We start from the raw sequence: 26,732 nt of genomic DNA, 5'->3' as shown, positions 1-26,732 counted from the left end.
CTCTTTATTTTGTTGTAGCAATAGAAAATTTCAGTTTGTTCTTCTGCCCAATCTGTAATATATCTACCATATCCTGAACCTGAAGATCCTTAGGAAGTCTCACAATAACAACGTTATCCCCACTTCCCGCTATCCTTGACATTAGAGTAGATTCAAGATCTTCAAAAGGCACCTGCTGTTTATCTATAAAATACTGTTTGTCAGCATTTACAGAAATAGTAATATGCGCTTTATCTGTTGTTTTGTTAGAATCTGCTTTAGGCAACATCAAATCGATAACATTCGGGTTTGCCAAAGTAGATATAATCAGGAAGAACAACAGTAGAAAGAACATGATATCACTGAGCGCAGAAGCTGCGATCTCAGCATGAAAACGTTTATTTCTCCTTACTCTCATTATTTACCTGTTGTAATTACATTAACAAACTGAATAACCTGCTTTTGAACTTTTAATGCAAACCCATCTATAAGCATATTAAAAAAATGGTATCCTGAATAAGCAACAACACCTACAATAAGTCCTAAACCTGAACTGATCATTTTTTCATAAAGACCTCCTGATATACTTCCAATACTAATATTCTCAGTAATTGAAATCGTATAGAAAATTTTGATTACACCGGAAATAGTTCCGATGAAACCCAAAATAGGTGCAATACCTGAAACAAGACCTAACCAGCCTAGTTTCTTTTCCATAAGTCCAATTTCAACATTGGTCGTCTTTTCCATCATACCTTCAATTTCACTCAAAGGTCTTCCTACCAGGGCAATCCCACTTTCAAGGATATTTCCATAAGCAGTACCTGCTTTACTGGCAGTAATTTGTGCTGCTTCAATCTTACCCGAATTAAGCTGAAAACGAACATCATTTATAAGTCCGGCATCTTCCTTACTATGTTTGCTGATATATAATGCTCTTTCAATAATAACATAAAGTGTAAAGAACAATAAAGCCAAAATTGGCCATACCATCACCCCACCTTTCATTAACATCGAAAAGAAATTGATTGATTGATCCTGAGTCGCTACAGCAGCCGCATCAACAGGAGCATCTTTTGCCACAGCCAGAGTGTCCTGAAGTAAGAAAATTAGATTTGTCATGTTCTGATAAAGGTTTTCTTTGAAAAGGTAATTTTGCCCAAAGGCAATAGTATTTATTTATAAATGATAACGAATATATGCTTTTTTACGTATGCACAAAAGCAAAATAAAAAAAACCTGTCCATTTTCACAGACAGGTTTTAGTATAATTTAACAAAGATTATTAAGCCTCTTCGTTGTGTTGTTTCACAATCAGGTCTTTATCTTTCTTCGGCATTGAATCAACAAGTACCGGAGTTGCGATAAATAGTGAAGAATATGTACCTACCACGATACCGATAAGCATCGCGAAGATGAAACCTCTTATAGAATCACCTCCAAAGATGAACATGATACCTAATACAAGAACCATTGTTAATGATGTATTGATCGTTCTTGACATAGTAGTATTAACAGAAGCATTTACGATATCTTTAAAGCTACCTTTTTCTTTACCTGTAAGGTATTCCCTTACCCTGTCAAATACAATTACCGTATCATTCATCGAGTAACCGATAACCGTAAGGATAGCAGCGATAAAGTGCTGATCCATTTCCATATGGAAAGGCATGAATTTGTAGCAAAGCGAGTAGATACCCAATACGAATATAACGTCGTGAGCAACTGCTGCGATAGCACCAAGTGAATATTGCCATTTTCTGAAACTTACCATTAGGTAAATAAATACGATAGCCATAGCACCAAGAACTGCCCATACTGAGTTAGCCTTGATATCGTCAGCAACTACACCGCTTACTTTAGAAGCAGAAAGAATACCAACTTGTTTACCCTCATAAGTATTTACGAATTGATCGTAAGTAATATTAGAATAGTTTTTCTTAAGAGACTCAAAAAGCATTTTGTTTACTTCTGTATCAGCTTCTACTGTATTTTCTTCAACTTTATATTTAGTTGTAATTCTTAGCTGAGAATTATTACCAAATACCTTAACATCTACTCCCTGGTGGAATACATTATCAAGATCAGATTTAATATCATCTGCAACTATCGGCTTCTCAAACTTCACTTGAAATGTCCTACCTCCAACGAAGTCGATACCCTGATCAAGTCCATTTACATAGAAAGACACACAGCTTACAATCACAACGATTGAAGAGAAGATATAAGTAAACTTCTTAGCTCCAAGGAAATCAAAATGGAAGTTAGTAAACCAGTTTTTAGAAAGACCGGTTACAAATGTAAGCTCACCACCTTTTCTGATACTCCAGTCAAGGAACAATCTTGTAATGAAAAGCGATGTAAATAATGATGTGAATATACCTAAAAGTAGTGTTGTAGCGAAACCTTTAACCGGACCTGTACCAAAAATCAACAGTACAAGACCTGTAAGTACGTGCGTTACGTTCGCATCTGTGATAGATGACATAGCACCTCTCCAGCTATAAGAGATCTTAACGGCCTCATCAAGCGATTTACCGTGACGCAGCTCCTCTTTTGCTCGCTCGTATATAATGATGTTAGCATCCACCGCAGTACCAATTGTTAGTACGATACCAGCGATACCAGGTAATGTAAGTACAGCACCTAAGCTTGCAAGCATACCAAATAAGAACAATACGTTTACAACAAGTGCAGCATTAGCAAACCAACCTGCTTTACCATAATAAACAACCATCCAAAGAGATACAAGTAAAAGACCTGCAATAGATGAGATAATACCGTTATCAATAGCTTCCTGACCAAGAGACGGACCTACCACTTCAGACTGAACAATATCAGCAGAAGCAGGAAGTTTACCAGCTCTAAGGATGTTAGCTAAGTCTTTTGTTTCAGTTACGTCAAATGCACCTGAAATTTGAGAATTACCACCTGCAATTGGACCTGAAGTTACACCCGGAGCAGAATAAACAACATTATCAAGAACGATAGCAATAAAACCTTGTTCTCTGTATGCTTTACCTGTCATTTCTTCCCAAACCTGAGCACCGCGGTTGTTCATCTGCATTTCTACAGACGGTTTACCCATTTGGTCAAATGCTGCATTAGCACCTGTAATTACGTTACCTGCAAGATCAGGAATACCCTCTCTGTTTGTTTTAAGACAGTAAAGTTCAAGAACACCTTTTGATTTTCTAACATCTTCTTTACCCCATGCAAAACGAGCGTAACGCTGATCAGCAGAAAGAAGACCACGAATATCGGCTCTTTTTAACCAAGAGTTGATTTTAGCAGTATCTTTCACAGAAGCGATACCGATTATCGGACCACCCTGACCCGGTGTAAGTTTTTCGAACAAAGGGTTAGCACCTTTAACAGGAGCAGCAGCTGAGTCTTTTGCTTTATTTGTAAGAAGTGTATCTGTTGGAGAAGCAGTAGCAGTCTCAGCAACTTTTACATCTTTTTCAGTTTTTTTAAGCACTTCGTTAGCACCCATAAGGAAGCCCTGAAGGTCATTTACTTTGTAAGCTTCCCAGAACTCAAGCTGAGCAGTACTCTGTAAAAGTTTTTTAACACGGTCAATATCTTTAGCACCAGGTAATTCTACCATGATACGTCCTGATTCACCAAGTTTTTGAATGTTTGGCTGAACAACACCAAATTTATCGATACGCTCAGTTAATACACCGAAAGCACTGTCAATAGACTCGCTTACTTTTTTTCTGATAACAGCCTTAACCTGATCATCAGTCATTTTTGTATTAACAGCCTCACCCATTATTCTGTTAGTGAATAGTTCCGGTGAAGCAAGTTTTACAGTACCGTTAGACTCTTTATCAAACGCAACGAAGAAAGCATCAAGATAATCCTGGTTACCTTGTCTGTTTTTCTTAGCCTCATCAAGAGCTTTGTTGAAAACAGGGTTTTTAGAATTGTTAGCAAGGCCTTTAACGATATCTTTTACTGATATCTCAAGCATTACGTTAATTCCACCCTCAAGGTCAAGACCTTTGTTGATTTGTTTGTTTCTTACTTCATCGTATGTATAACCAAGATACACTACTGAATCTTTCATCGATTCAAGATAAGCAACTTCCTTGTCAGAGTCGCCATTGGCATGAGCCTTAGCATCTTTCTCAATTCCATTTGAAACAAATGTAAAGGAAAGCTGGTAAATACATACTAACGCAAATACGATTGCGAAAAACTTAATGAGTCCCTTATTCTGCATTATTTGTTAAAATTAATTATGTCCAATTTTTTTAAAACGAGCAAATATATAATTTCAGATAAGATTAACCAATTTATTTACTAATTATATCGCAAAAAAAAGACTACCAATGGTAGTCTCCTTATTTTATTGACGTTTACATTACACAAGTACCGATTTCAAATCAGCATTCATGCTCCTGACAGCGTCTGCACTCTTCGTAAACAATACTTTTTCAGCATCATTAAGCTTAATATCAACAATTTTTTCAATACCGTTTTTTCCTATAATACACGGAACACCTATACAAATATCGCTCTGCCCATACTCCCCTTCAAGATATACCGAGCACGCAATAATCTTCTTCTGATCATTAAGAATACTATCCACAAGATAAGCCACCGAAGCACCCGGAGCATACCAAGCAGAAGTACCCAAAAGCCCTGTTAAAGTAGCTCCACCAACCATCGTATCTGCTGCAACTTTTTCAAGCTGCTCCTGTGAAAGAAAATCCGACACAGGACTTCCATTATATGAAGCAAGCCTGGTAAGAGGAATCATAGTTGTATCGCCGTGCCCGCCAATAACCATACCCTGAACATCATTAGATGGTTTATCCAGCGCTTTAGACAGATAATACTTAAAGCGTGAGCTATCCAACGCTCCACCCATACCAATAATCCTGTTTTTAGGAATACCCGTAGCCTTAAGCGTAAGATAAGTCATTGTATCCATGGGATTTGAAACCACTACTATAATCGCATTAGGCGAATGCTGTAAAACATTCTCAGCAACAGCTTTAACTATACCGGCATTGATACCGATAAGTTCTTCTCTGGTCATACCCGGTTTCCTGGGTATCCCCGAAGTAATTACCACCACATCGCTATTAGCCGTTTTTGAATAATCATTTGTACTTCCGGAAACGCGTGTATTAAAACCTGTAGTTGTGGCACACTGCATTATATCCATAGCCTTACCTTCAGCAAAGCCTTCTTTAATATCAAGCAAAACCACTTCGCTGGCAATACCCCTGTAAGAGATAACATCTGCACAGGTAGCGCCTACATTGCCGGCGCCTACTATTGTAACTTTCATAAATTAATGTTTAATTAGGTTAGTTTGTATTGTTTGTAAATCGGTTAAAGAACTTGTTCAAAACACATATCATCAAAAAATTGACAACATCTGTCTTTGATTTACCAATTTACTAAAATATTCCTCCCAAAGCATGTTATCTTTAATTTATTTTTAAAATAATCCAATTCATAAAAAAAGGACATTCGAATGAATGTCCTTTTTAGCGTGTTTGTTTGTATAGAAAAACCGTTATGCATCAATTTTAGCATAAGCAGCATTCTTTTCAATAAATTCTCTCCTTGGCGGAACCTCATCCCCCATAAGCATTGAGAAGATCCTGTCAGCTTCAGCAAGACTGTCAATACTAACCTGACGAAGCGTACGGTGCTCCGGATCCAGTGTAGTTTCCCAAAGCTGCTCAGCATTCATCTCTCCAAGACCTTTGTAACGCTGTACAGAAGATCCACCACCCATTCTTTCCGTTATCTGATCGCGCTGGGTATCATTCCATGCATATTCTTTCTTCGTACCTTTTTTAACCATATAAAGAGGTGGTGTCGCAATATATACGTGACCATTCTCTATAAGCTCTTTCATAAAACGGAAGAAGAATGTAAGGATAAGCGTAGAAATGTGCGAACCATCAACATCGGCATCACACATGATAACCACTTTGTGATAACGAAGTTTTTCAAGATTAAGCGCCTTACTGTCTTCAGGTGTACCAATAGTCACTCCAAGAGCTGTAAATATATTACGAATCTCTTCGTTTTCGAACACTTTGTGATGCATTGCCTTTTCTACGTTAAGAATCTTACCCCTTAACGGAAGAATAGCCTGAAAAGCCCTGTCACGTCCTTGTTTAGCAGTACCACCTGCCGAGTCACCCTCTACAAGGAATACTTCACATTTTGCAGGATCCTGCTCAGAACAGTCAGACAATTTACCCGGAAGTCCGCCACCACCCATTACAGTCTTACGCTGCACCATCTCACGTGCTTTTTTAGCCGCATGACGTGCCTGAGCCGCAAGAATAACTTTTTGTACGATTGTACGGGCATCGTTAGGATTTTCCTCAAGGTAATTCTCTAGCATTTCGCTTACCGCCTGGCTTACCGGCGCTACAACCTCACGGTTACCAAGTTTAGTCTTAGTCTGTCCTTCAAACTGAGGTTCTGCCACTTTTACCGAGATAATAGCTGTAAGTCCTTCACGGAAGTCATCTCCCGATATTTCAAACTTCAGTTTTTCAAGAAGCCCTGAGTTATCAGCATATTTTTTAAGGGTATTGGTAAGACCTCTTCGGAAACCCGAAAGGTGCGTACCCCCCTCATGTGTATTAATGTTGTTTACATAAGAGAAAATATTCTCAGAGTAGCTCGTGTTATAGATAAGTGCAACCTCCACAGGAATTTCCCCCTTATCGGTCTCCATACTGATTACATGAGCAATTATCGGCTCACGGTTACCATCAAGGAATTTAACGAACTCCTTAAGACCTTCCTGCGAATGGAATGTCTCACTAAGGAATTCACCTTTATCATCTTTTTCCCTTTTATCAGTAAGCGTAATTGAAATACCCTTATTAAGATACGAAAGCTCACGCATACGTGCTGCAAGCGTATCATAAGAATACTCAATAGTCTGGGTAAAGATAGTAGCATCCGGCTTAAAAGTTACAGTCGTACCTCTTTTCTCCGTCTCCCCTATTTGTTTTACAGGATAGATTGCTTTACCTCTTTCATACTCCTGCTCATACACTTTTCCATCTCTGTAAACAGTAGCCCTAAGGTGATCTGAAAGTGCATTCACACACGATACACCCACACCGTGAAGACCTCCCGATACTTTATAAGAGTCTTTATCGAATTTACCTCCTGCACCAATTTTGGTCATTACAACCTCAAGAGCAGAAACGCCTTCTTTTTTATGTATATCTACAGGAATACCACGACCATTATCTTCAACGGTTATGGAATTATCTTCATTAATAGCAACAATAATAGTATCACAATGTCCGGCAAGAGCCTCATCAATTGAGTTATCTACAACCTCGTAAACAAGGTGGTGTAAACCTCTGGTACCCACATCACCTATATACATGGAAGGACGCATCCTTACGTGCTCCATCCCCTCAAGGGCCTGAATACTGTCAGCCGAATAATTGTTTTTCTTTATTTCCTCACTCATAAAACTGTTTGTTAACGAAATTTTAAGTTTAACGAACAAATATATAAAAACAGGAGGGATAAAGCTATCAAAACACCTCTTTTAGGAGGTAAGTTATCAACAATTTATTAAAATCAACAGCCACTTGGCAAATAGCCAGTAATGTGTTAAAAACAATGCAGAAAAAATGCCCCATAAAGGAGCATTTTATACAAACAAACTAAAAATTCAAATATAAACTACTACATTATATTTCTATCTTAACCTGTGCAATACAGGTATCAGCCTGAACGTGTGCCGCGTTCGCGCGTCCGCTCGGATCGGTGTTTTCCTGCCACTTCGGTATCCATTTGCGTACCGTTTGGGCCGCACTGACCTGTGGGAAATGCTTATGAAAAATCGTCCTGTAAAAATAAGCTTCCTTAGTCGCCGGAGTGTTGTACGGGAAGCGTTCCTCGGCTGCTTCAAGCTCTGCATCGGTTACCTGCTCTGAACAATATTCAATCAGCGTATCGATCCAGCTATACCCTACTCCATCACTAAACTGCTCTTTCTGCCTCCACAACACCTCGTTTGGCAAATAAGGCGTCTTAGGTGTATCAAATGCTTTTCTGAGAATATATTTCTCTACTCCATCGTAAGTCTTAGGCTGTTTTTCTTCAGGTTTTATCTTTATAGCCAGTTCCAAAAATGCCTTATCTAAGAAAGGAACACGAGCCTCAAGACCATGTGCCATAGTCGACTTATCCGCTCTCAGCAAATCGGCTGTAAACAGCTTCTGTACCCTTTCAATCGTTTCCTTCTGGAAATCGGTAGCTGATGGCGCATTTCTGAAATAAAGGTAACCACCAAAAATCTCATCGGCTCCTTCACCTGAGAGCACAACCTTAATTCCTTTATCGGTTATTGCCTTACTTAAAAAATACATGGGTGTACTCGCCCTTATTGAGGTTACATCATAGGTTTCCAAATGCCAGATAAGCTTATCAAGTATTTCAATACCCTGCTCTATAGTAAAATGCACCTCGTGGTGTTCTGTACCTAAAAACTCAGCCACAAGGCGTGCCGCAACAGCATCGGGAGCATCAGAACCAAGTCCGATTGAAAACGAATGCAGCTTTTGTCCCGAATCTTTCATTAAACGTGCAGCTATAGAAGATGTTAGCGACGAATCCAGTCCTCCGGATAATAATACCCCAATTGGCACATCGCTCATCAACCTTTTCTCTACCGCCTGAGTCAATGTTTCCCTTATGGCAAAATAATCAACCTCATCAGTAGCCTTTGCTGCATCTTCCCATTCCGGCCTATAATATTTTACAAATCCGGTTTTGGCAGTATAATAATGTCCCGGCGGGAAAGTTGAAAAGTTTTTACACTGGTCCGCAATAGCTTTCATTTCGGAAGAAAAATACATTCTTCCCCTTTCATCAAGGCCATAATACAGTGGTTTTACACCAAGTGGATCACGCCCCGCTATATAATCGTCTCCATTAATAACAACGAAAGCAAAAATGCCATCAAGCATATCGCAAAATTCATAACCATATTCCTCGTAGAGGTGTACTATGACTTCCGAATCCGATGTAGTCCTGAATTCATGATGGCTTAATACAGTATCGCGCAGCTTCTGATGATTATATATCTCACCATTGTGCACCATCCAGGCCTTTGATGTTCCCTGAATAGGTTGTTTACCTGTAGTAAGATCGATAATGGATAAACGCTCATGACTTAGTATATGACCATTTTCTGTTACATGAAGATCGCTCTCATCCGGACCGCGATGTGACATCCTTTTTGAAAGCTGTTTCACTAATTGCTCGTCTTTTCCTTTACCGATAATTGCTAAAATTCCACACATAAGCTCTACTGTTTTATAATTTTTACTGAAAGCCCTGCTTTAAGTTCTTATCAGCAAGACAAAATTGAACTTTTAGTTTAAATTATAAAATACAAAACAGAATAAAGCTTACATATTCAAACATAAAACACACTTAACACATAAATATATTAGCAAGTGAAGAGTTTTGTTCAGAAAGAGGTTACAAATCATAAAAAAACCGATGCTTTGACATCGGTTTTTTTATTAGTGAATTTCTTCTATCAAATATTTTGTTCCGCTTATCTCAAATTCAAATCCTTTTTCCATCCCTATAAGTTTTGTACCTAATGGAGATTGAGGAGATAACGCAATTATATTAATACCCTCAACAGTGATCTTTGGCAATGCTGCACTAACAAAAAGATACATTGCATTAGCCTTTACAAGACTGCCAACTGCTACCTTCGTAGTTTTGGCATCAGGATTTATCTTATCTAATATTCCTTTCTGAGTAATAAATTCACCCAACTTATAGTTAAGCTTTTCCTGCTCCAGATGCATCATAGATAAAGCTGTTTCATGCTTATCCCCCGCCGAACCTTTTGCATCATTAGCGGAATCGATAGTAAGTTCGGCTATCATATCACGAAAGGCATCAATACGGTCTTCTGTTTGTTGTTTATAGTAGTTAAGTACTTTATGTTTAAGAGTTGTCAATTTGATTAAGGATTAAATGAATGAAAGATTTAAAAATTGAGAATACCCAATCTTTAAATCTTTCAATTTTAAGTTTTTATATGATTTTTAGAAGTCAAATTTATAAGATGCCCCTGCAAGAACCTGGAATCCCTGTACCGGATAGTTTACCCATCTTTGGTAATCCTGATTAGCAATGTTATTAAGCTTTATAAAGCCTGTAAGGCGTTCACTGTATTTGTACCCTACATGTGCGTTAAGGTCAAAATAGCTTTTCAGCGTTACTACTTCTGTATCATAATCCATTCCTGTATCAGCGAAAGTATTGCCCGGCAATACAAGATCTTTCCTGTCTCCTACAAAGAACAGATTAAGCCCTGCATACCATTTCTCCGTAATATCAACATCAAGAGTTGAACCTACCTTAATTTGCGGAAGGTTCCAGGCTTCAGCCTGTGTATCCATAGAGTAGCTACTGAACGTTCCATTAATTCCGAAATTTACACTTTTAGAGAAATCAGCTTTAAGCTCTCCGAAAAAGCTAATCGTTTGTACCTGATCATAGACTACACTGAATGAGTTTCCGTATTGAAATCCCTGAAGATCGGCTCCCGGTCCCGGAAGCACGCCCGGATTGAAATTTAAGAACAATGATTTATCATCTTCATTCATATAAGAACCACGTATGTTGTACGATACAGCATTAGCCAGTTTACCTTTCAATCCAACATAGACATCATACTGCTGGTTTGTTGGTGTTACTATCTGCATTGGTGAGATAAATGGATTCTGGCTCACAAAATCGGCATAAGAATTTTGCTTAAGAGCTCCTTCAGCACCGGCATAAGCCACCATAAGATCTCCAACAACTTTATATGATACTTTTGCCTGCGGATAGATATAGAACTTATTTTCTTTATCATCGGCAATCTTACCCATACTATAGAATATTCCGGCACCCAACTGAGCTGAAAAATCATCTTTTTGATATATGATACTTGGCTGTATACCTAAATTAAAATGTGAGTAATCAATTGGGAATTCCGTATCATCGGCAAGTGTACCTCCTACGTAATCGGCAACGAAATCAACTTTAATCTTTTCATCCATCACATCAATATCAAGTGAAGGCTTAACAAAGAAACGATTCTCTGCCGATCCATACGCATCCCAAAAACGCTTGTATTGCATTGATGCATCCCTGAAGAAACTATCCTCAGCAGCTATCCTTCCACCTATGTAAAACGAATTATAAGTTTGCTTTGGGTCAATCCCATTGATATTTACACCCAAATCATCAAAACTCACATATTCAGTAGGCAAACCATACCAGTTATACACCTGATTCTGGAAACCTAAATCGGTATTCCAGCTAAAATCTTTTTGTCGGTTACCATATGTCAAATCCAGCGATGTATTATAATACTTATCATCAACCTTTACCTCTTCTATACCGCCCTGTGAAGACAAATGGCGAAGCATCCCTCCCACATACTCATTACGATTTAGATTTTCAGTAACAAAAAGTTCAGCATTAATAGTTCCGTAATTACCTACACCCAGAGTAGCGTAGTTACTATACAGTTTCTCTTTCTGAGGCCTGTCTACACCTGCCGCCTTACCTTTAGAAGGTGTAAATGTAGAAGCTACAGGAAATGAAAATATGTTATACTCAATAGTCTCTTTTTGAGTATTATCCTCGTCTTCAATTACAGGTGTTTCCTTTACTTTAAACGCATCAGATATGGTTGGTGTATATGGCTTAACCACATTCACCACCTCTGTACCTATATTTTCGTCTTTCTTTTGTGCGTATGCCCCACTTACCGAGACAAATGCTGCTATTATGGCTATATATTGAAATCTGATCTTCATGGCTATAAATTAATTTTGGATAGATGAATTACGTTTAGCTTCTTCGGCTTTAATGGCATCAAGTTCTTTTTGCGCTTCTGCCACCACATCGGCATAAGAAGCAAAATTCTTGATAACACTTTCCAGTATATATGTTGCCTGGAAACTATCCTTAAGTCCATAAAAGTTTTTAGCCATTACAACAAGGCCTTTGGCACCAAAATATTTGTAGCCTGAATAATCTTTAGAAAGCTTTTGCACCGCGGTGTTAGAAGCTTCATATTTTCCATCTTTGTTCTTAAAGTAAGCGTCGTAGTATAATGCTTCAGCAGCAAGCTCACCTTTAGCGATAGCCTGAAGCTTAGCATAAGCCTCCCTTGCTTTGGTTTCATTGTTAGTTTTAATTGCCGAACGTGCCACTATAATTTGGGCATCACTCTTAACCCTGTCTTCGGTCTTGTTATTAGCCAATACTTTATCAGCATATACAACTGCATTAGCATAATCCTGCTGATCATAATAACATTTCATCAGATTAGACTGCGCAAAGGTTACGTTCTGAGGAAAATCTGCCTCAGTTTCAAGTCGCTTAAGTACAGGAACCGCTTTAGCACAATCATTCTTCTTCAGATGAATCTGTGACAACCTTGCCAGAGCCTGTTCTGTAAATTCGCTTCTTGATTTAGAGATTACAAACTCATAGTGCGGAATTGAATTTGTTTCAAGACCATCAGCATAATAGGATTGTGCCAAATAGAAGTTAGCTTTAAGGGCAGAAATTCCGTTAGGGAACTTAGCCACATAACTACTCAGGGTAGAGATTGCCTGTTTCGTATTATTCTGCAAATATTGTTTCTCAGCCGCTTCAAAAGCTGTATTATCCAAATCGGCATCGCTCACATCAACAAAGCCCAGCGTTTTAACCCAGGCAGCATATTCGTCGGTACGGCCATTGTCTACATAAATGTTGCGTGCTGTTGATACAGCCTCCATAGCTTCAGGAGTATTAGGAAACTCGGCAACTACTTTTTTGAATTTAACCAATGCCTGTTCGTCTTTCTCCGCATTATAATAAATAAGCGCCTGACGCATAATTGCTTTCGCAGTGTAAGAACTACCTTTGTATTCGTTTATAAGCCTGTCATAAGCTGCAATTGCTTTTTCAGTCTGTTTTTCTGTAACATAAGTATTTCCTATTTCATACAATGCATCATCTGCATATTTTGATTTAGGGTATGTCGACACGAATTTAGTCAGGTCTTCAATTTTCTTCTCATTCCTTGCTACGAATCCATAACTTATTCCCTTCTGGAAGAAAGCATAATCAGCATCAATACCCTTCATCTCGATGGCTTTGTTGTAAGCCTCCATTGCCGGCCAGTATTTAGCCGTTACGAAGTTACTGTCACCTAAACGCAGGTAGGCGTCATTAAGCCTTACAGCATCACCTTTAGCTGCAGCAGAAGATACATACTCCTGAAAATACTTAGCAGCATTCTCATACTCTTTCAGTTTGAAATAGGTATAAGCAAGGTTGTAATTATAGTTTTTATATTCCGGCGTATTTTTAGCCTCAGCACTTCCACCAAATTGCTTATAGCTTATCAATGCCTCATTAAAACCATCAAGAACATACTCTGTTTCAGCTTTCCAGTAGGTTGCACGGGCAGTAATCTTAGCGTCACGCGGCTCGGCTATCGATTTTTTAAACATTGCCATTGCCTCCTGGTAATTACCATCGGTAAACAGCTCAAGTCCACGATAGAAAGTCACTTTCTGATAAGCGGGCTTGTTAACTGCCGATTTATCCTTTTCAAGTAAAGCAAGTGCCTCCTTATAGTTTTTAGACGTGATATACGAGTTGATAAGCAGCGTCTGCACCTCCTGTTTAAAAGGGGTTGCAGGATATTTTTGCAGGAACGAACCCAATACTTCAGGCACGCTCTGGTAAGGGTTACCAATCTCATAGCTTAACTTAGCATAATTAAGATATGCATCCTCCTGAATCTTCACATCATACTCCATTTCAGAAGCATTTTTAAAAGCATTCAGTGCCTGTTGTTTCTTTCCTGTTTTCAGGTAGCTTTCCCCTAGGTGATAATATGCATTTTGGGCCACAAAGTCATTACCTTCAATTATCTTATTGAACTGGGTAATGGCATTTTCATAATCACCTTGTTTGTAATAGGCATATCCTAATTGGTAGAAATCGGTATTATTCCACTTGCCTTTTTTACCATGGTATTCTTTAAGGTAAGGTATCGCCTTGTCATATTTACCAAGGTTAAAATAACTCTCCCCTATTATCTTGTTAAGTTCAGACTTTTCATTAGCATCTGACTTTGGCAACTGTGGCACACCTAAATCAATCGCTTTTTGGAAGTTACCCAGCTTAAAGTTCATATCCGCCTGGAAATAGGACATCTTTTCTTTGTACTTGTCCTTATCCTCTACCTGCTCAAAAAGCTGATTCGCTTTTTTGTAGTCATCACTTTCGTATGACATAAAGCCAAGGTAATACTTAGCCTGAGAACCGTATTCTTTAGAGTTAATAACCTTATTCAGGTACTTATCAGCCTGTTTCTTATCTCCGGCACTAAAATAACTGTAACCTTTTTGGAAGTTATACCTGTCCCTGTCCGTAACACTCATGTTACTTTCATCCACTTTGTCATACCATTCCAGCGCCTGAGGGTATTTACCCTGCCCAAAATAGTAACCGGCAACCTCAACGTAAGCCTGGTTTTGCTTTGTGCTTGTTGGATAATCTTCTACAAAGTTTTCCATTAGCTCATCGGCATTCATCTGATCAAGCCTAATAGCGCAATTAGCAATATAGTAAGCACAGTCAGCCTGTACCTCCATTTCTCTATTCTCAGTCTTTGTTTTTTCGAAAAGAATCTGAGCCGCCTGATACTGCTTATCATTATAAAGCGTTACAGCCCTGTCAAAATCTCTGAGTTCATTAGTATAAATTGATGATTGCTGTGCCGAAAGGCTTAAACCCCAAAAGGGTAAAGTATATAGGAATAGCCTGTTTGGTTTATGCATGTGTGTTATGTTTTTTTAGGTAAGCCAAATATATCAATTCTTATTTATTTTAACGGATGATATTTTAGTTTTAGTATACAGTATTACTCCTTAAAAAAGACCTCAACTCCATTAAACCTGCTTATTATGAGTATGAATAACCCGTAATTTTAACCCAACTTTAACCCTTTTTAGCCTCACCCCTAACCCCTCTCCAAGGGAGAGGGAAACTCATACCGTAAAAGTCACTGAAAAACTGAATCCCCTATCTTTCCTTCTGAAATAAAATTTTGAATAGCCGCGTTATCTTATTACTTTTACCAAAACAAACATCAATAACTATGTCTCAACCCGTATTGTCTTTACAGGACGTTACCATTTACCAGGATAACAATGCCGTTTTAACAGATATAAACCTTGAAGTAAACCATGGCGAATTTCTGTATATAATAGGCAAAACAGGATCAGGAAAAAGTAGCCTTATGAAAACGCTATATGCCGATCTTAAGCTAAAAGATGGTGAAGGAACTTTTGTAGATTATGATTTGAAGACACTTCGCGAAAGGGATATTCCTTACCTGAGAAGGAAGATTGGTGTTGTTTTTCAGGATTTTAAACTGCTACCGGACAGAACAGTTTATGAAAACCTTTTATTCGTGCTGAAAGCAACAGGCTGGAGCGAAAAACAGGAAATGGATGTAAAAATCAACGAGGTTCTTGATAAAGTAGGACTAAAAGCTGCAGCTCACAAAATGCCGCACCAAATATCAGGAGGTGAACAGCAAAGGATCGCTGTAGCACGTGCGCTCTTAAATGACCCTGAAGTTATTCTTGCCGATGAGCCTACCGGAAATCTTGACCCTCAAACCAGTGTGGAAGTAATGCAACTGCTTCGTGAGATCAACCAGAATGGTAAAACTATCATTATGGCTACACATGATTATGCACTATTGATGAAGTTTCCAAGCAAAACGCTTAAATGCGAAAACGGAACACTGTTTGAAGTGGTACAAAGAACGGTTTAATGCTTTCAATCCTCATCCCTACATACAATTACAATGTTAGTCCGCTTGTAAAGGATTTGCATGATATGGCTGTACTTGAAAATATAGCCTTTGAGATAATTGTTCTGGATGATGCCTCTGCAAATGTTTTTTCTTCTGAAACCACATTAGAAAATGTAACCTATCTGAAAAATGAGAAAAACCTCGGGCGTACTCTTACCCGAAAAAAACTTGCAGAGACTGCTCTGTATGAAAACATCTTATTTCTGGATGCCGATGTAATACCTGTCAGTAATGATTTTATCGCCAGGTACATTTTCGAAATGCAAAAAGATTTTCAGGTTGTTCTGGGAGGGTATGCCTACGAAAAAACTAAACCTGAAAGAAAAAACATCTTACGCTACAAATATGGGAAAGAAAGGGAAGAAAGGTCTGCTTCCATTCGCAATCTTAATCCTTATGGTTTTATATTTTCCGGAAACATACTTATTAAAAAACGTATTTTCCTTGAAAACAACTATTCCGACGCTCTAAATTTGTATGGTATGGATATATTCTTTGCCTATAAATTGTATACCAACAATGTAAAGGTTAATCATATTGATAACCCTATCTATCATTTAGGACTTGAAGCCAATGAAGTTTTCTTTAAAAAGTGTCTTGAATCTGTTGTAAGCAGAAAAAAGTTTCTTGAGAATGAACAGGGAATAGAAAAGGTTAATGGCTTACTGAGGCATTACAAAAAACTAAAAAAATACAGCCTAACAGGTTTAGTGAGTATAGGCTTTAAACTAACAGGACCTTTTCTGAAAAAAATGATCTTTAAAAAAGACCCTAGTCTTTTTTGCCTTGATATCTACCGGCTTGGTTATATTTGTGCTATCAAATAATCGCTATGCCATTTTTTTCTGTAGTCATACCTCTTTACAACAAACAAAACTATATCACTGCTACACTGCAAAGTGTATTATCGCAAACTTTTACCGATTTTGAAGTTGTAATAATCAATGATGTTTCTACTGATGAAAGCCTTAAAGTTGCAGCAACTGTTAAGGACAGCAGAATCCGTATTATAAACCATGAAAAGAATAGTGGCCTTTCTGCCTCACGTAATACCGGTATTAAAAATGCACATGCCGAATATGTTGCCTTTCTTGATGCCGACGATATATGGAAACCCGCTTTTTTAAAAGAAATACACAATCTGATAGTAAATTATCCTGAAGCGGATTTATTTGCTACAAAATATGAAGAAATTTACCCTTCTAATGTTGGCGTTATTCCATCCTTTTCAATCGGGTCCGGCATAGTAGATAATTTTTTTCTTCGCAACTTAAATAAGACTATTTATTGCCCTTCAGGTTTATGCGTCAAAAAAAGTACTTTTGAAAAAATAGGCTTATATGATGAAAAAATCAGCATGGGGGAAGATGTAGATTTTAACATCAGAGCCCATCTGAAGTATCGTATGGCATATTGCAATAAACCATTGGTAGAGTATACCATGTATTCAGAAAATCAAATCATGCACTCATCCCTTTCCGGAAAAACAATAGTAGATCATGATTATTACGAAAAAGCTAATCCCGGAAATAAGGAACTAAAAAAATACCTCGATTTCCATAGATATACTATGGCCAAAAGGTATAAACTTGCCGGCGACATGGCTACTTATAAAAAAATGGTTAAAGCCATTCATCTGGCTAACCTTAATTACAAGCAACAGATTTTATTATATGCACCTGTATTTGCTCTCAAACTAATAAAAATGATAAAATCGAAATTAATAAAGAAAGGTATAAACCCTACTACTTATTAACCCCTTACCTTAAGGCAAAGAAAATAATTAATATCAAAAATCACTCTTTAATCTTTTCGGTATACTCCAAATATAGCATCATTTTCTTTGGTAATCTGCATAAATTTTTTCTCTTGTTCTATTAATGAATAAACAACCTTCTTTGTTTCAACATCGTCAGAAACAAAATTATGAGCAATACCTTTTAAAAGACTATGAAGAATATTCCAACCCAATTTTGCTTCTTCAAGAACTGTAAAATTATCATGTATACCTTTCACAAGATTTTCAGAATCAGGCGCTTCAGAAGGATCTACAAGTAACATCCTTAATAAACCAGGGCGATATACTTTTTTCTTTAATGTCTTACCATCATAAAGAGTCTTAAATTTATTTGGCAAAGTCTGTAAAATCCTGTTCGCTTCTTTTAACTGAGAATTTCTCCATTGCAATCTATTTGGACCACTAAATTCATACACTACCAACAAGCCTCCATTTTTTAACAAGGGCTTAATGTAATTTTGAAGAAAAGTAGATATATTACTGAAATGATGGAGGCTAGAACTAAACAGTATTACGTCAAAAGACTCCTTTTCAAAATCCTGTTTAAAAAAATCACCTGCAATATATTCAATTGGGAGTTTAAGTTCCTGCGCCATTTCTCTGGCTCGTTTAACCCGCATTTCGGCAATATCTATTCCAACAACCTTTTCTACTGCTGGATAAACAGCAAATTTCCTTTCATGACTGCCATCACCACAACCTACAGAAAGTATTTTAAGACCTGTCTTTCCTTTAAAATACTTTTCAGCAACATAATCCTCATACTCTTTATTTTCATCACCGCTTATCGATTTATTCCAATCCATAACAATTTCAGGAACTTCCCAAAAATCTGAAGATGCGGTATGCAAATCCCATTTGGATGAAACTCTCGCAGAATGCGACAGATGAAGCTTTGAAAACAAATAAGACATTCCTTTTTGACGGATTTTATGATAAACATCAAGAAAATCTCCCCAGGAAACAACAGAAGTATCTTTTTTTAAAATCATTTTTTATCTTTAATATATTTAAGATAATCCTTGTAATTTCTTATGTAATCATCTTCATCGTATATTCCGGATGCTAATACCATACACACGGCTCCTGATGAGAAATTATTGAGTTCACGCCAGATATGATTATTTATAAGTAAACCTTTATCTGGTTTATTAAGTGTTATAGTTATTTCATCAGTGCCATTTTTTAAAATAACATCAAAGCTGCCCGACAATGGGACTAATAACTGCTGTAGATTTTTATGGGCGTGCCCCCCCCTTTTTGCAGAGCTTGGCACATCATATAAATAATACACTCGTTTGATATCAAAAGGTATAACATCTTTTTCTATAACGCCAATATTACCTTGTGCATTTACTATTTTAGGTATCTCAACCAGTTGTATTTCCATGGAGTTTATTTCTCTTCAATTTTAAGGAATTCAAGCCAATTATGTCCTATACTTTCAATAGAAAATTTATCAATACTAATTAATGCATTTTGTTTACATGAAATGTACAATTCTTCATCTTCCACCATAGTATTCATCCCATTACGTAATTCATCAAAATCCTGATCTTTGATTAAAAGCCCATTAACTCTATGCTGTATAATTTCTGAAGGACCGGCATCACAATCAAAAGAAATTACCGGCGTACCACAGGCAAGAGATTCAATAAGCACCATTCCTAAACCTTCTTTTTTACTGCTCAATATGAAAAACATAGCGTGTTTCATAAACACAAAAGGATTTGACTTAAATCCGGGAAAAATAATCATATCATCCAGCTTCATTTCATTTACCTGCTCAACATAACTACTTTTTAATTTCCCTTCACCTAAAATAACCAGTTTTATACCTTTAGCCGGCAGATCAGAAAGAGCATAAGTATTTATTAGTTTATCAAATTGCTTAGTTTGGTGATTCATGCTTCCGGCAGCCAGAACATATTTATATTCAGGTGCGTTATCAGCATCCATCTTTAATCTTATCCGATCAATTATTACCGGATTATAAATACATTCCAGATTATCCGACAATCCAAGACCAGCCACCTTCTGCTTGATCCTGTCAGATACCGTTACTATGCCATAGGCCTTTCTAAAAAGCAGTTTCGCAAGGATACTGTTTTCAGGGATGTAATATTTTAAAATTGAACTATGAATCGTAAAAACGACCTTTTTATTAGTATTAACCAATTCATTTGTAATCAATTCCTGAAGATAATGATTCTTAAATCTGAAATCAATTACATAGTCAAAATCATGTTTTTCTAAATAATTTTTAAGCCTTAAAAGACGGTCTATTTTATTAATTACACCTCTCTTTTTATATAAACCCAGATTCAGCAACTCGCCGGAGTATGAATATGTAATTTTATCCTGAACAATAACAACATGAATTTCAATACCTTTAGAAAAGAAGTAATTTGAAAGATCGGCCATAACACGTTCTGCACCTCCAACTGATAATGAATCTCCTACAAGGCAGATTTTTTTTTTCGACATTTGCTGCATGAACTATATTTGTTACTTTCGTCAAATATAAATAATTCTTATGAAAATATTGCTTTTAGGGGAATACAGCAGGTTCCATAATTCCCTCAAGGAAGGATTAGTAAAATTGGGACATGAAGTTACTTTAGTAAGCGACAATGACTTCAAAAATTATCCTGCCGATATTTTCCTTTACTCAACTATTTTCAAAGACAACTATATTCTGAATAAAATCCGTCAGGGTATTTTCAGGATTTTAAAACTGGACATTGCTCACTTGGAAATAGCTTTCCGTTTTTATCGGAAACGAAAGCAATTTAAAGGTTTTGATGTTGTACAGCTTATAAACGAATATCCCCTGCCCAGTACGTTGTATCTTGAAGCTAAGATACTGAAATACATTTTCAAAAATAATAAAAAGACGTTTCTGTCATCCTCGGGAGATGATTATATCTGTGTAAACTATATGCTCGAAGGGAAGTTCAGGTATTCAGTACTAACTCCGTGTGAAACCTATCCGGATGCCAGGCACTGTCAATACACCTTATTTTATGCTACAAAATCATTTAAAAAACTACATGACTTTGTCTTTCAGAATATTCAGGCCGTAATAGCCGGTGATATGGACTATTCAATACCTTTAGAGGGGCATCCTAAATTTGCAGGACTTATTCCTTATCCCATAAATACCGAAAAACTTCAGGTAATTGATGTGGCTTCACCCGTAACATCAAAAATTGTAATTTTTCATGGAATCAACAATGTAAACTACTACAAAAAAGGAAACTATCTTTTTGAAAAAGCACTGGAGGTCATTTCAGAAAAGTATAACGACAGAGTAGAAATAATCACGACCCGATCTGTACCTTATAGTACTTACGTTACTTTATACAATAAATGCCATATCCTGCTCGATCAGGCGTTTTCATACGATCAGGGATATAATGCACTCGAAGCCATGGCACAGGGTAAAGTAGTATTTACCGGTGCTGAAAAAGAATTCATGCAACATTATAACCTAACCGAAAGAGTGGCTATTAATGCATTGCCCGACGTAAATGCGCTGGTAAATGACCTATCTTATCTTATTGAAAACCCTGAGGAGATTATTGCTATAAGCAAACGGGCAAGAGCTTTTATTGAAAAGGAACACGAGCACATTAAGGTAGCTCAAAAGTATTTAGAGAAGTGGAATAGATAAAAAAAACCGGGCAATGCCCGGATTTTATGTTTAATTCTTTATTAATTTTTTCGTTAAATTTTCACCCTTAACTGTCTCAATATTTACAATATAAATACCTTTAGGATAATCTTTGACATCTAATTCAAATTCTTTTTGCTGTATATTTTTAGTGAATATCTGGCGCCCATCTAAAGAAAACACCGATATATTTTCTATAACATCATCAGATAAAACAAATGTTGTTATATCATCCGTTGGATTAGGATACATTATAAAAGAATTATCTAACATCATTTCAGATGACGAATCATCTTCTGAGTACATATTTACCCTATCAGTTGAACTGTTAGAGCATACCTCAATTTCAGCATATAAAATAGCTCCATCCTTTATATCTGTATTAGGTTCAAGAAAAATTGCATTTTCAGCTTTTAATGCAACCGTAACACCATTATTTACTGCATAGTTTGTATTAGTACTGATAATATTCGACACTTTATATGTTTTGTTTGTCGTTTCAGTAGTGTTCAAATATAATGATTCAATGCACTCTACTTTTGGAAACAATTGTGGTAACTCTCCTATCGTATTTCCGTTCAAATACAAATTATTAATCTTAACAGATGAGCCAGAAAAAGAATTAGGATTATTTATTATGTGTAAGTACTTATTCCTGTTCAAATCCGTGGATTTTCCACTTACTAACATATTACCATATTTGTCTTTCTGGATACTATAAAATTTAGCAGAAGCTGTTGTAGAACTGGCAAACTCATAAAGCACCCTTGAAGGTGTATTTAAATTCGATAAATCTTTAACCATAACCTGTCCATCATTTCCTGATGGCATATTAACTGGTCGATAAGCCACAAAATAGGCTTTCGTTAAATCAGGAGATAACTCGAAATTATACGATATTCCACCATTGTACTCAAGTAAAATATTCTGGTAATTCGAAAAATGACCCGTAGCCATATCAAAATCAACACTATAGAAATGAGATAAATGGTTTCCTGGATCAGTATCTCCTGAGTCTTCGAAAGACGATTCGAGACCGTATAATTTAGATGTTCCTAAAATTGGCAAAACTCTAAACATACTTCTTTGTATGAAACTTCCATTATTGTTTGCATTTAAATTATAAATCTGACCAGGAAGAAATGTACTCTCTACTGGTACGGTATTTAGGCCTTGAGAATCTATTTTAAAACTATATAAACTATGGTGACGCTGTATAATTACCCAGTAATTACTCCCAGTCGTATCAGCGGTAAATGTCAACGGACTATAATAACCACTATGAGCATCCATAAGAACTGAGGTGTACAAATTTTCTACACCTGTACTCCCTGGCTCTTGATTTGTAGGAACAATCTGACCTAGACTATTGGAGCTAAAATCCACTATAGAGTAAACATAATATCCCCAAGAACTTCCATTTCCTCCAGTGCCTGCTGTATTTTGCATTTTATCCCTAATTATATAATATCTATTAGAATTTCCCGGATGAGGTACAATTATTACTTTTTGTAAGGATTTTGACAAAATATTAGTATCAACATCTATCATATCTCCATTTTGCATAATCTGATGGTTTTTATTCCACACAGTAATACCATCTGTGTAAAACAGCAAAGCACCATTGCTGTCGCTTATAGTAGCTATTCCATATTTTGCAGCAGATCCTTGAGAAACTACAGTAGCGGCTGGAGGATTGCTAGAAAAATTAACGTCCGTTAAACCCAAAAGCCAGTGATTGTTTCTGCTTTGCGCTAAACCCGTAAACCCACAAATAAGTAGGAATACCATTGAATATAAGTTTTTCATATTTCTATTTATCAACTTATATTTAGTTTCCTTTTTCTAAACGCTCAATTTTCTTTTCAAGGAGTTCAATTACCTGAGCTTGTTTTTCATTCACTTTATTTTGTTCGATCATATAAAGCGTTAACTCTTCAACTTTTTGCATTAAGAGTCTGTTCATATCCCCTAAGTCTATACCTTTTACCTCAACTTCTTTCGCTGAAGGTATATCAATAAGGTGTCCTTTTTCTTTGATATGTTTTTCGACTTCCTCAAGTGTTGGTAATTTATAAGAGTCTTCGAAAACATAATCTGCCCAGGTGTTATATACTTTAATCCTGTCAGCTCTTACATTACCATTAACGGATAATTTAAATAACTCTCCTGTTGCCGGATCACCATAATTACTTGAGCCAATGGTCACATATGAGTTCTCCTTTGGCATTGCAAAATGATTATTATTATTACTATCCTCAACAAAAGTAAAATTTACGGTCTGACTTTTATCATAAAGTGAAAAAGCTGATTTACCATCCTGAGGAGCATAAAACCTAAACCTTGTCATATCATTACGATTGGTAAGGGCAAACCATATTGTAGGAGCAGTATCAAATTGTGATTTTGGCATATCCATATAAATAAATGTCCTCGCATTTGAAACAGGAGAACATTTATATCCTGCGTTTAATACCAGTGATTTGTTTACCCTATCTGCATTGTCTATAAAAGTAGTTGCAATATTTGGATCTGCATTTCCGACAGCATTTGTAAAATACCCCTGAACAGCCTGAACATTGCCATTTACATCTAATTTCTGCACAGGTGTAGTAGTATTAATACCCACATTGCCAGATGAAGCCAAAAACAAACCATTAGTCGTAGAAGTTGGCTTAAATGCTAAACTATAGCTTCCTAAGGTAAGGGTTCTGTTAGAAGTTAAACTACCATTAGAATCGTAAATGTTTTGTGCATTTACTGTTGTCATTCCTGCCAAAAGTAAAACTGGCAAAATAATTTTTTTCATAAAAAAGTACTTTTAAAGTTAGACCTTAAAAGTATTCAAAAGAAACAAACAAGAAAGATTAATCCGACAAAAAACAAATATATCCGACAAAACTACCCTATAAATAAGATTAGATATATTCTTACAATCAAGTTATTGAAATCAATTCCTTCCTAAAGTATACTGCTAATACAATCCAATAGATAAAGTAGGTAAATGCATGCCCCATTACGGCTCCTTTTGCTCCATATTCTGCCATAAAGAAAATACTAGATGACAGCAAAATTAATGAAGAAACAACTTCTGTAATAACAAATGCTTTCGTAAGCTTTTTAGCAAAGAACTGATATCCTAATATTAATGAACCTACTTTAAAAAAATCACCCAGAAGTTGCCAGAAGAACAGTTCTGTCATAGGTAGAAATTCTTCCTTAAAAATAAAGAGTACTACAAACTCTCTTAAAAAATAGAGTCCCGATAAACCGATAGCAAACAATGGCAGTATGCTTTTGTAGTAACTGCTAAAAACCTGTTTAGTTTCATTAATACCGTTAGCAACAGATAATTTCGGCAAAAAATAAACTGTTAGCATGGTATTGGCAAACATCATATAAAAACCAGACAACCTGTTCATTGCCGACCACTGCCCTGCAGTTTCAAAACTAAAATTATCAATTAGTTTGTTGTTGATAGAAATAATAACTATCGGTAACAAAATTGCCGAAAACAAACTCATAAAACTATACGACAACAAGCCTTTTAAAATTGTCGTATCAAAATATTTAAAGCTTAAAAAAGGAAATCCGTTAAAACGCTGCCATATAGTATAAAATGTAAAAAGAAAATAAACCGCCTGAAACAGGATAAGTCCTAACAATGCGCCATCTGTATGAAACTTCCACATCAAATAGATAGAAAGTATGACGCCAATTATGTTACCACTAATATTTAGACGTATCACTTTCTTATAATCCCCAAAACCATTTAATATGGCTATAAATATGAGGCTTCCTGCATACCAGGGTAAAGAGAAGGCCAACACCTTAAATACCCACGCATATTGATCCGAATCTCTAAAAATCCACTCGCTGCAATAACCCGAAAATACAAGTAAAAGAGCTGTAAAAAGCAAAACTATTCCAAAAATGCTCAGAAAAACAGTGGATAGTACCGAATAAAGTTTCTTTTCATCTTTTTCATTTTCGGCAACATATTTAATAATACCATTTTGCATTCCCAAAGTGGCAAATGACTCCACAGGAGTCAAGAACTTACGCATGTTCTCAACAACAGCAAGCCCGGCAGCACCCACATAGGCCGCAATTGCTTTTGCGACAAATAAACCTCCAAGAATGCGCACTACAACGCTAACGGCATTTAGCGACGAGACTTTTACAATGGGCTTTTTTAATATTTCAGAAAGATTTTTCAAATAATATCTATTACATAAGAGCTGAATCCAGTAAACTGAAGTTAGCAGTTTCTACTTCATAAAAATCCTGAACAATTGTACGCGCCCCAAATCCTTCTTTCCAAAACATCAGTCCGCTATTCAGTTTTCTCCCCTGCTCCTCATTCGATATACCAAAATCAAAAAAATGCTTTTCAGCAAAAACATCGTTAATAAGGTGATCATATAAAAAGTCAAGAGCCCCGGAGTCGTTATACTCATTAATACCCGAAATATACTGCATATGCGCAACTGTATCAGTTACAAAAACAGTAGTTCCTGCCACAACGTCATCATTGTGATATACATTAAATTGTTTGATATTATGAGGAAACTTTTGCTGAAGCAGCTTTATTTCCTTTGCAGTATGCACCGGATCAGCATCATGTTTCTTTTTTAGATTAGGAATAAGTACTTTATCCCAAAAACTTTCAAAATCAGCCTCTTCTACAATACTATATCCATTCTTTTTACCCTTATTGACCGTACGCTTCCTTAACTTGGAAAACGGCAACCTTTGTTGCATATCTATTACAGCGAGGCTATCCCTACGAATAAGGCAGGCTTTTGCCAAAAAAAGGGCATAGCTCAACTCTTCAGAAGGATATTTATGATAGATAGAAGGTGTTTGTTTAATAATAAGTTTCTCAAACCCGTTTTGGTTTAAAAACTCAAGAATGGCCTTAAATGACATGATTACCTCAGGAAGTTTGAGTTTTTCAGAAAAGACTAGTCCGCCATAGGTCAATCCGCCATGAGAATAAACAGTATTCTTTTTTTTATTAGCCGGGAGGACTGCAATAAGTTCATTTTCATCAAAGACAAGCAGTGAAAAATCTTCAAACCTATCGCTATGATATTCCATAAAATCTCGATGGAATAGAAATGTTCCATTCTTTGACTTAGAAACAAAGTCATTCCAATTATCAAAATCATTTAAGGCATATCGCCGGATGCTGTACATGTAAATTGCAGGTATACATTTATTCTATTGGGTAAAAATAAACATTTATTTGGCAAATGCCTTCAACCTTTAGTAAACGTTAATTTTCAAAAATGTTGTTTTAGCTTAAAAAATTGAGAGTTAGCAAATAATTGTTATTTTTAAAA

At 36.5% G+C, this 26,732-nt stretch carries 20 protein-coding genes; 4 read left to right on the top strand and 16 right to left on the bottom strand.

All coding sequences use genetic code 11. From position 1 onward, the window contains the following. Positions 1–4: 4 nt before the first annotated feature. The 9 genes from DEU42_RS15165 to DEU42_RS15125 form a co-directional block, all read right to left on the bottom strand. Positions 5–397: an ExbD/TolR family protein gene (locus tag DEU42_RS15165; RefSeq protein WP_114759175.1), complete on the bottom strand. Its 393-nt coding sequence runs from the start codon at positions 395–397 to the stop codon at positions 5–7. Further along, on the bottom strand, positions 397–1,101 hold the full coding sequence (locus DEU42_RS15160; protein WP_114759174.1) for a MotA/TolQ/ExbB proton channel family protein: 705 nt from the start codon (positions 1,099–1,101) through the stop codon (positions 397–399). Before DEU42_RS15160 ends, DEU42_RS15165 begins: the two co-directional genes overlap by 1 nt. Positions 1,102–1,264: 163 nt before the next feature. Then, on the bottom strand, positions 1,265–4,210 hold the full coding sequence (gene secDF / locus DEU42_RS15155; protein WP_114759173.1) for a protein translocase subunit SecDF: 2,946 nt from the start codon (positions 4,208–4,210) through the stop codon (positions 1,265–1,267). Positions 4,211–4,351: 141 nt separating this feature from the next. Then, entirely contained in the window at positions 4,352–5,287 is a 936-nt protein-coding gene (mdh, locus tag DEU42_RS15150) for a malate dehydrogenase (protein ID WP_114759172.1), read from the bottom strand. 231 nt (positions 5,288–5,518) lie between these two features. Next, entirely contained in the window at positions 5,519–7,459 is a 1,941-nt protein-coding gene (gene gyrB / locus DEU42_RS15145) for a DNA topoisomerase (ATP-hydrolyzing) subunit B (RefSeq protein ID WP_114759171.1), read from the bottom strand. A gap of 226 nt (positions 7,460–7,685) precedes the next feature. Continuing rightward, a complete protein-coding gene (gene asnB / locus DEU42_RS15140; RefSeq protein WP_114759170.1) occupies positions 7,686–9,302 on the bottom strand; it encodes an asparagine synthase B in 1,617 nt (538 codons plus the stop codon). Between the two features lie 225 nt (positions 9,303–9,527). Further along, positions 9,528–9,980: a hypothetical protein gene (locus tag DEU42_RS15135; protein WP_114759169.1), complete on the bottom strand. Its 453-nt coding sequence runs from the start codon at positions 9,978–9,980 to the stop codon at positions 9,528–9,530. A gap of 87 nt (positions 9,981–10,067) precedes the next feature. Beyond that, positions 10,068–11,834 carry a TonB-dependent receptor gene (locus DEU42_RS15130; RefSeq protein WP_114759168.1) on the bottom strand — a complete coding sequence of 589 codons (1,767 nt, stop codon included), beginning with the start codon at positions 11,832–11,834 and terminating at the stop codon, positions 10,068–10,070. A gap of 9 nt (positions 11,835–11,843) precedes the next feature. Further along, positions 11,844–14,864 carry a tetratricopeptide repeat protein gene (locus DEU42_RS15125; protein WP_114759167.1) on the bottom strand — a complete coding sequence of 1,007 codons (3,021 nt, stop codon included), beginning with the start codon at positions 14,862–14,864 and terminating at the stop codon, positions 11,844–11,846. Positions 14,865–15,184: 320 nt separating this feature from the next. Here DEU42_RS15125 and DEU42_RS15120 point away from each other — a divergent pair, with 320 nt between their 5' ends. From DEU42_RS15120 to DEU42_RS15110, 3 genes are read left to right on the top strand one after another with little or no spacing between them, the layout of a single operon-like run. Then, the gene (locus DEU42_RS15120) at positions 15,185–15,868 is read left to right on the top strand and encodes a cell division ATP-binding protein FtsE (protein ID WP_114759166.1); all 684 of its coding nucleotides are present in this window, start codon (positions 15,185–15,187) and stop codon (positions 15,866–15,868) included. Then, the gene (locus tag DEU42_RS15115) at positions 15,868–16,737 is read left to right on the top strand and encodes a glycosyltransferase family 2 protein (protein WP_114759165.1); all 870 of its coding nucleotides are present in this window, start codon (positions 15,868–15,870) and stop codon (positions 16,735–16,737) included. The genes DEU42_RS15120 and DEU42_RS15115 overlap by 1 nt, the downstream gene beginning before the upstream one ends. Before the next feature lie 5 nt (positions 16,738–16,742). After that, the gene (locus DEU42_RS15110; protein ID WP_114759164.1) at positions 16,743–17,666 is read left to right on the top strand and encodes a glycosyltransferase family 2 protein; all 924 of its coding nucleotides are present in this window, start codon (positions 16,743–16,745) and stop codon (positions 17,664–17,666) included. A 47-nt stretch (positions 17,667–17,713) separates the two neighbouring features. On the opposite strand, the gene DEU42_RS15105 is transcribed toward DEU42_RS15110, so the two are convergent. Genes DEU42_RS15105 through DEU42_RS15095 form a run of 3 tightly spaced genes read right to left on the bottom strand, consistent with a single transcriptional unit; the run spans position 17,714 to position 20,195 of the window. After that, positions 17,714–18,700: a class I SAM-dependent methyltransferase gene (locus tag DEU42_RS15105; RefSeq protein ID WP_114759163.1), complete on the bottom strand. Its 987-nt coding sequence runs from the start codon at positions 18,698–18,700 to the stop codon at positions 17,714–17,716. After that, entirely contained in the window at positions 18,697–19,098 is a 402-nt protein-coding gene (locus DEU42_RS15100) for a sugar 3,4-ketoisomerase (protein ID WP_114759162.1), read from the bottom strand. Before DEU42_RS15100 ends, DEU42_RS15105 begins: the two co-directional genes overlap by 4 nt. Before the next feature lie 5 nt (positions 19,099–19,103). Continuing rightward, positions 19,104–20,195 carry a glycosyltransferase gene (locus DEU42_RS15095; RefSeq protein ID WP_158537890.1) on the bottom strand — a complete coding sequence of 364 codons (1,092 nt, stop codon included), beginning with the start codon at positions 20,193–20,195 and terminating at the stop codon, positions 19,104–19,106. Between the two features lie 49 nt (positions 20,196–20,244). On the opposite strand from DEU42_RS15095, the gene DEU42_RS15090 reads away from it, so the two are divergent. Further along, the gene (locus tag DEU42_RS15090) at positions 20,245–21,384 is read left to right on the top strand and encodes a glycosyltransferase (protein WP_114759160.1); all 1,140 of its coding nucleotides are present in this window, start codon (positions 20,245–20,247) and stop codon (positions 21,382–21,384) included. Positions 21,385–21,414: 30 nt separating this feature from the next. Here DEU42_RS15090 and DEU42_RS15085 read toward each other — a convergent pair whose 3' ends face one another. The 4 genes from DEU42_RS15085 to DEU42_RS15070 all read right to left on the bottom strand — a co-directional run bounded on the left by DEU42_RS15085 (position 21,415) and on the right by DEU42_RS15070 (position 26,586). Then, a complete protein-coding gene (locus tag DEU42_RS15085) occupies positions 21,415–23,175 on the bottom strand; it encodes a T9SS type A sorting domain-containing protein (protein ID WP_233506704.1) in 1,761 nt (586 codons plus the stop codon). A gap of 40 nt (positions 23,176–23,215) precedes the next feature. Then, positions 23,216–24,193 carry a hypothetical protein gene (locus DEU42_RS15080; protein ID WP_114759158.1) on the bottom strand — a complete coding sequence of 326 codons (978 nt, stop codon included), beginning with the start codon at positions 24,191–24,193 and terminating at the stop codon, positions 23,216–23,218. A 127-nt stretch (positions 24,194–24,320) separates the two neighbouring features. After that, positions 24,321–25,604 carry an O-antigen translocase gene (locus tag DEU42_RS15075; RefSeq protein WP_114759157.1) on the bottom strand — a complete coding sequence of 428 codons (1,284 nt, stop codon included), beginning with the start codon at positions 25,602–25,604 and terminating at the stop codon, positions 24,321–24,323. A 10-nt stretch (positions 25,605–25,614) separates the two neighbouring features. Continuing rightward, on the bottom strand, positions 25,615–26,586 hold the full coding sequence (locus DEU42_RS15070) for a GNAT family N-acetyltransferase (protein ID WP_199509103.1): 972 nt from the start codon (positions 26,584–26,586) through the stop codon (positions 25,615–25,617). Positions 26,587–26,732: the final 146 nt, after the last annotated feature.

The organism is Flavobacterium sp. AG291, from assembly GCF_003350375.1.
Lineage (GTDB): Bacteria > Bacteroidota > Bacteroidia > Flavobacteriales > Flavobacteriaceae > Flavobacterium > Flavobacterium suzhouense.
Note: the sequence above shows the minus strand (reverse complement) of the source record. Positions and strands in the feature narration are given on the sequence as shown.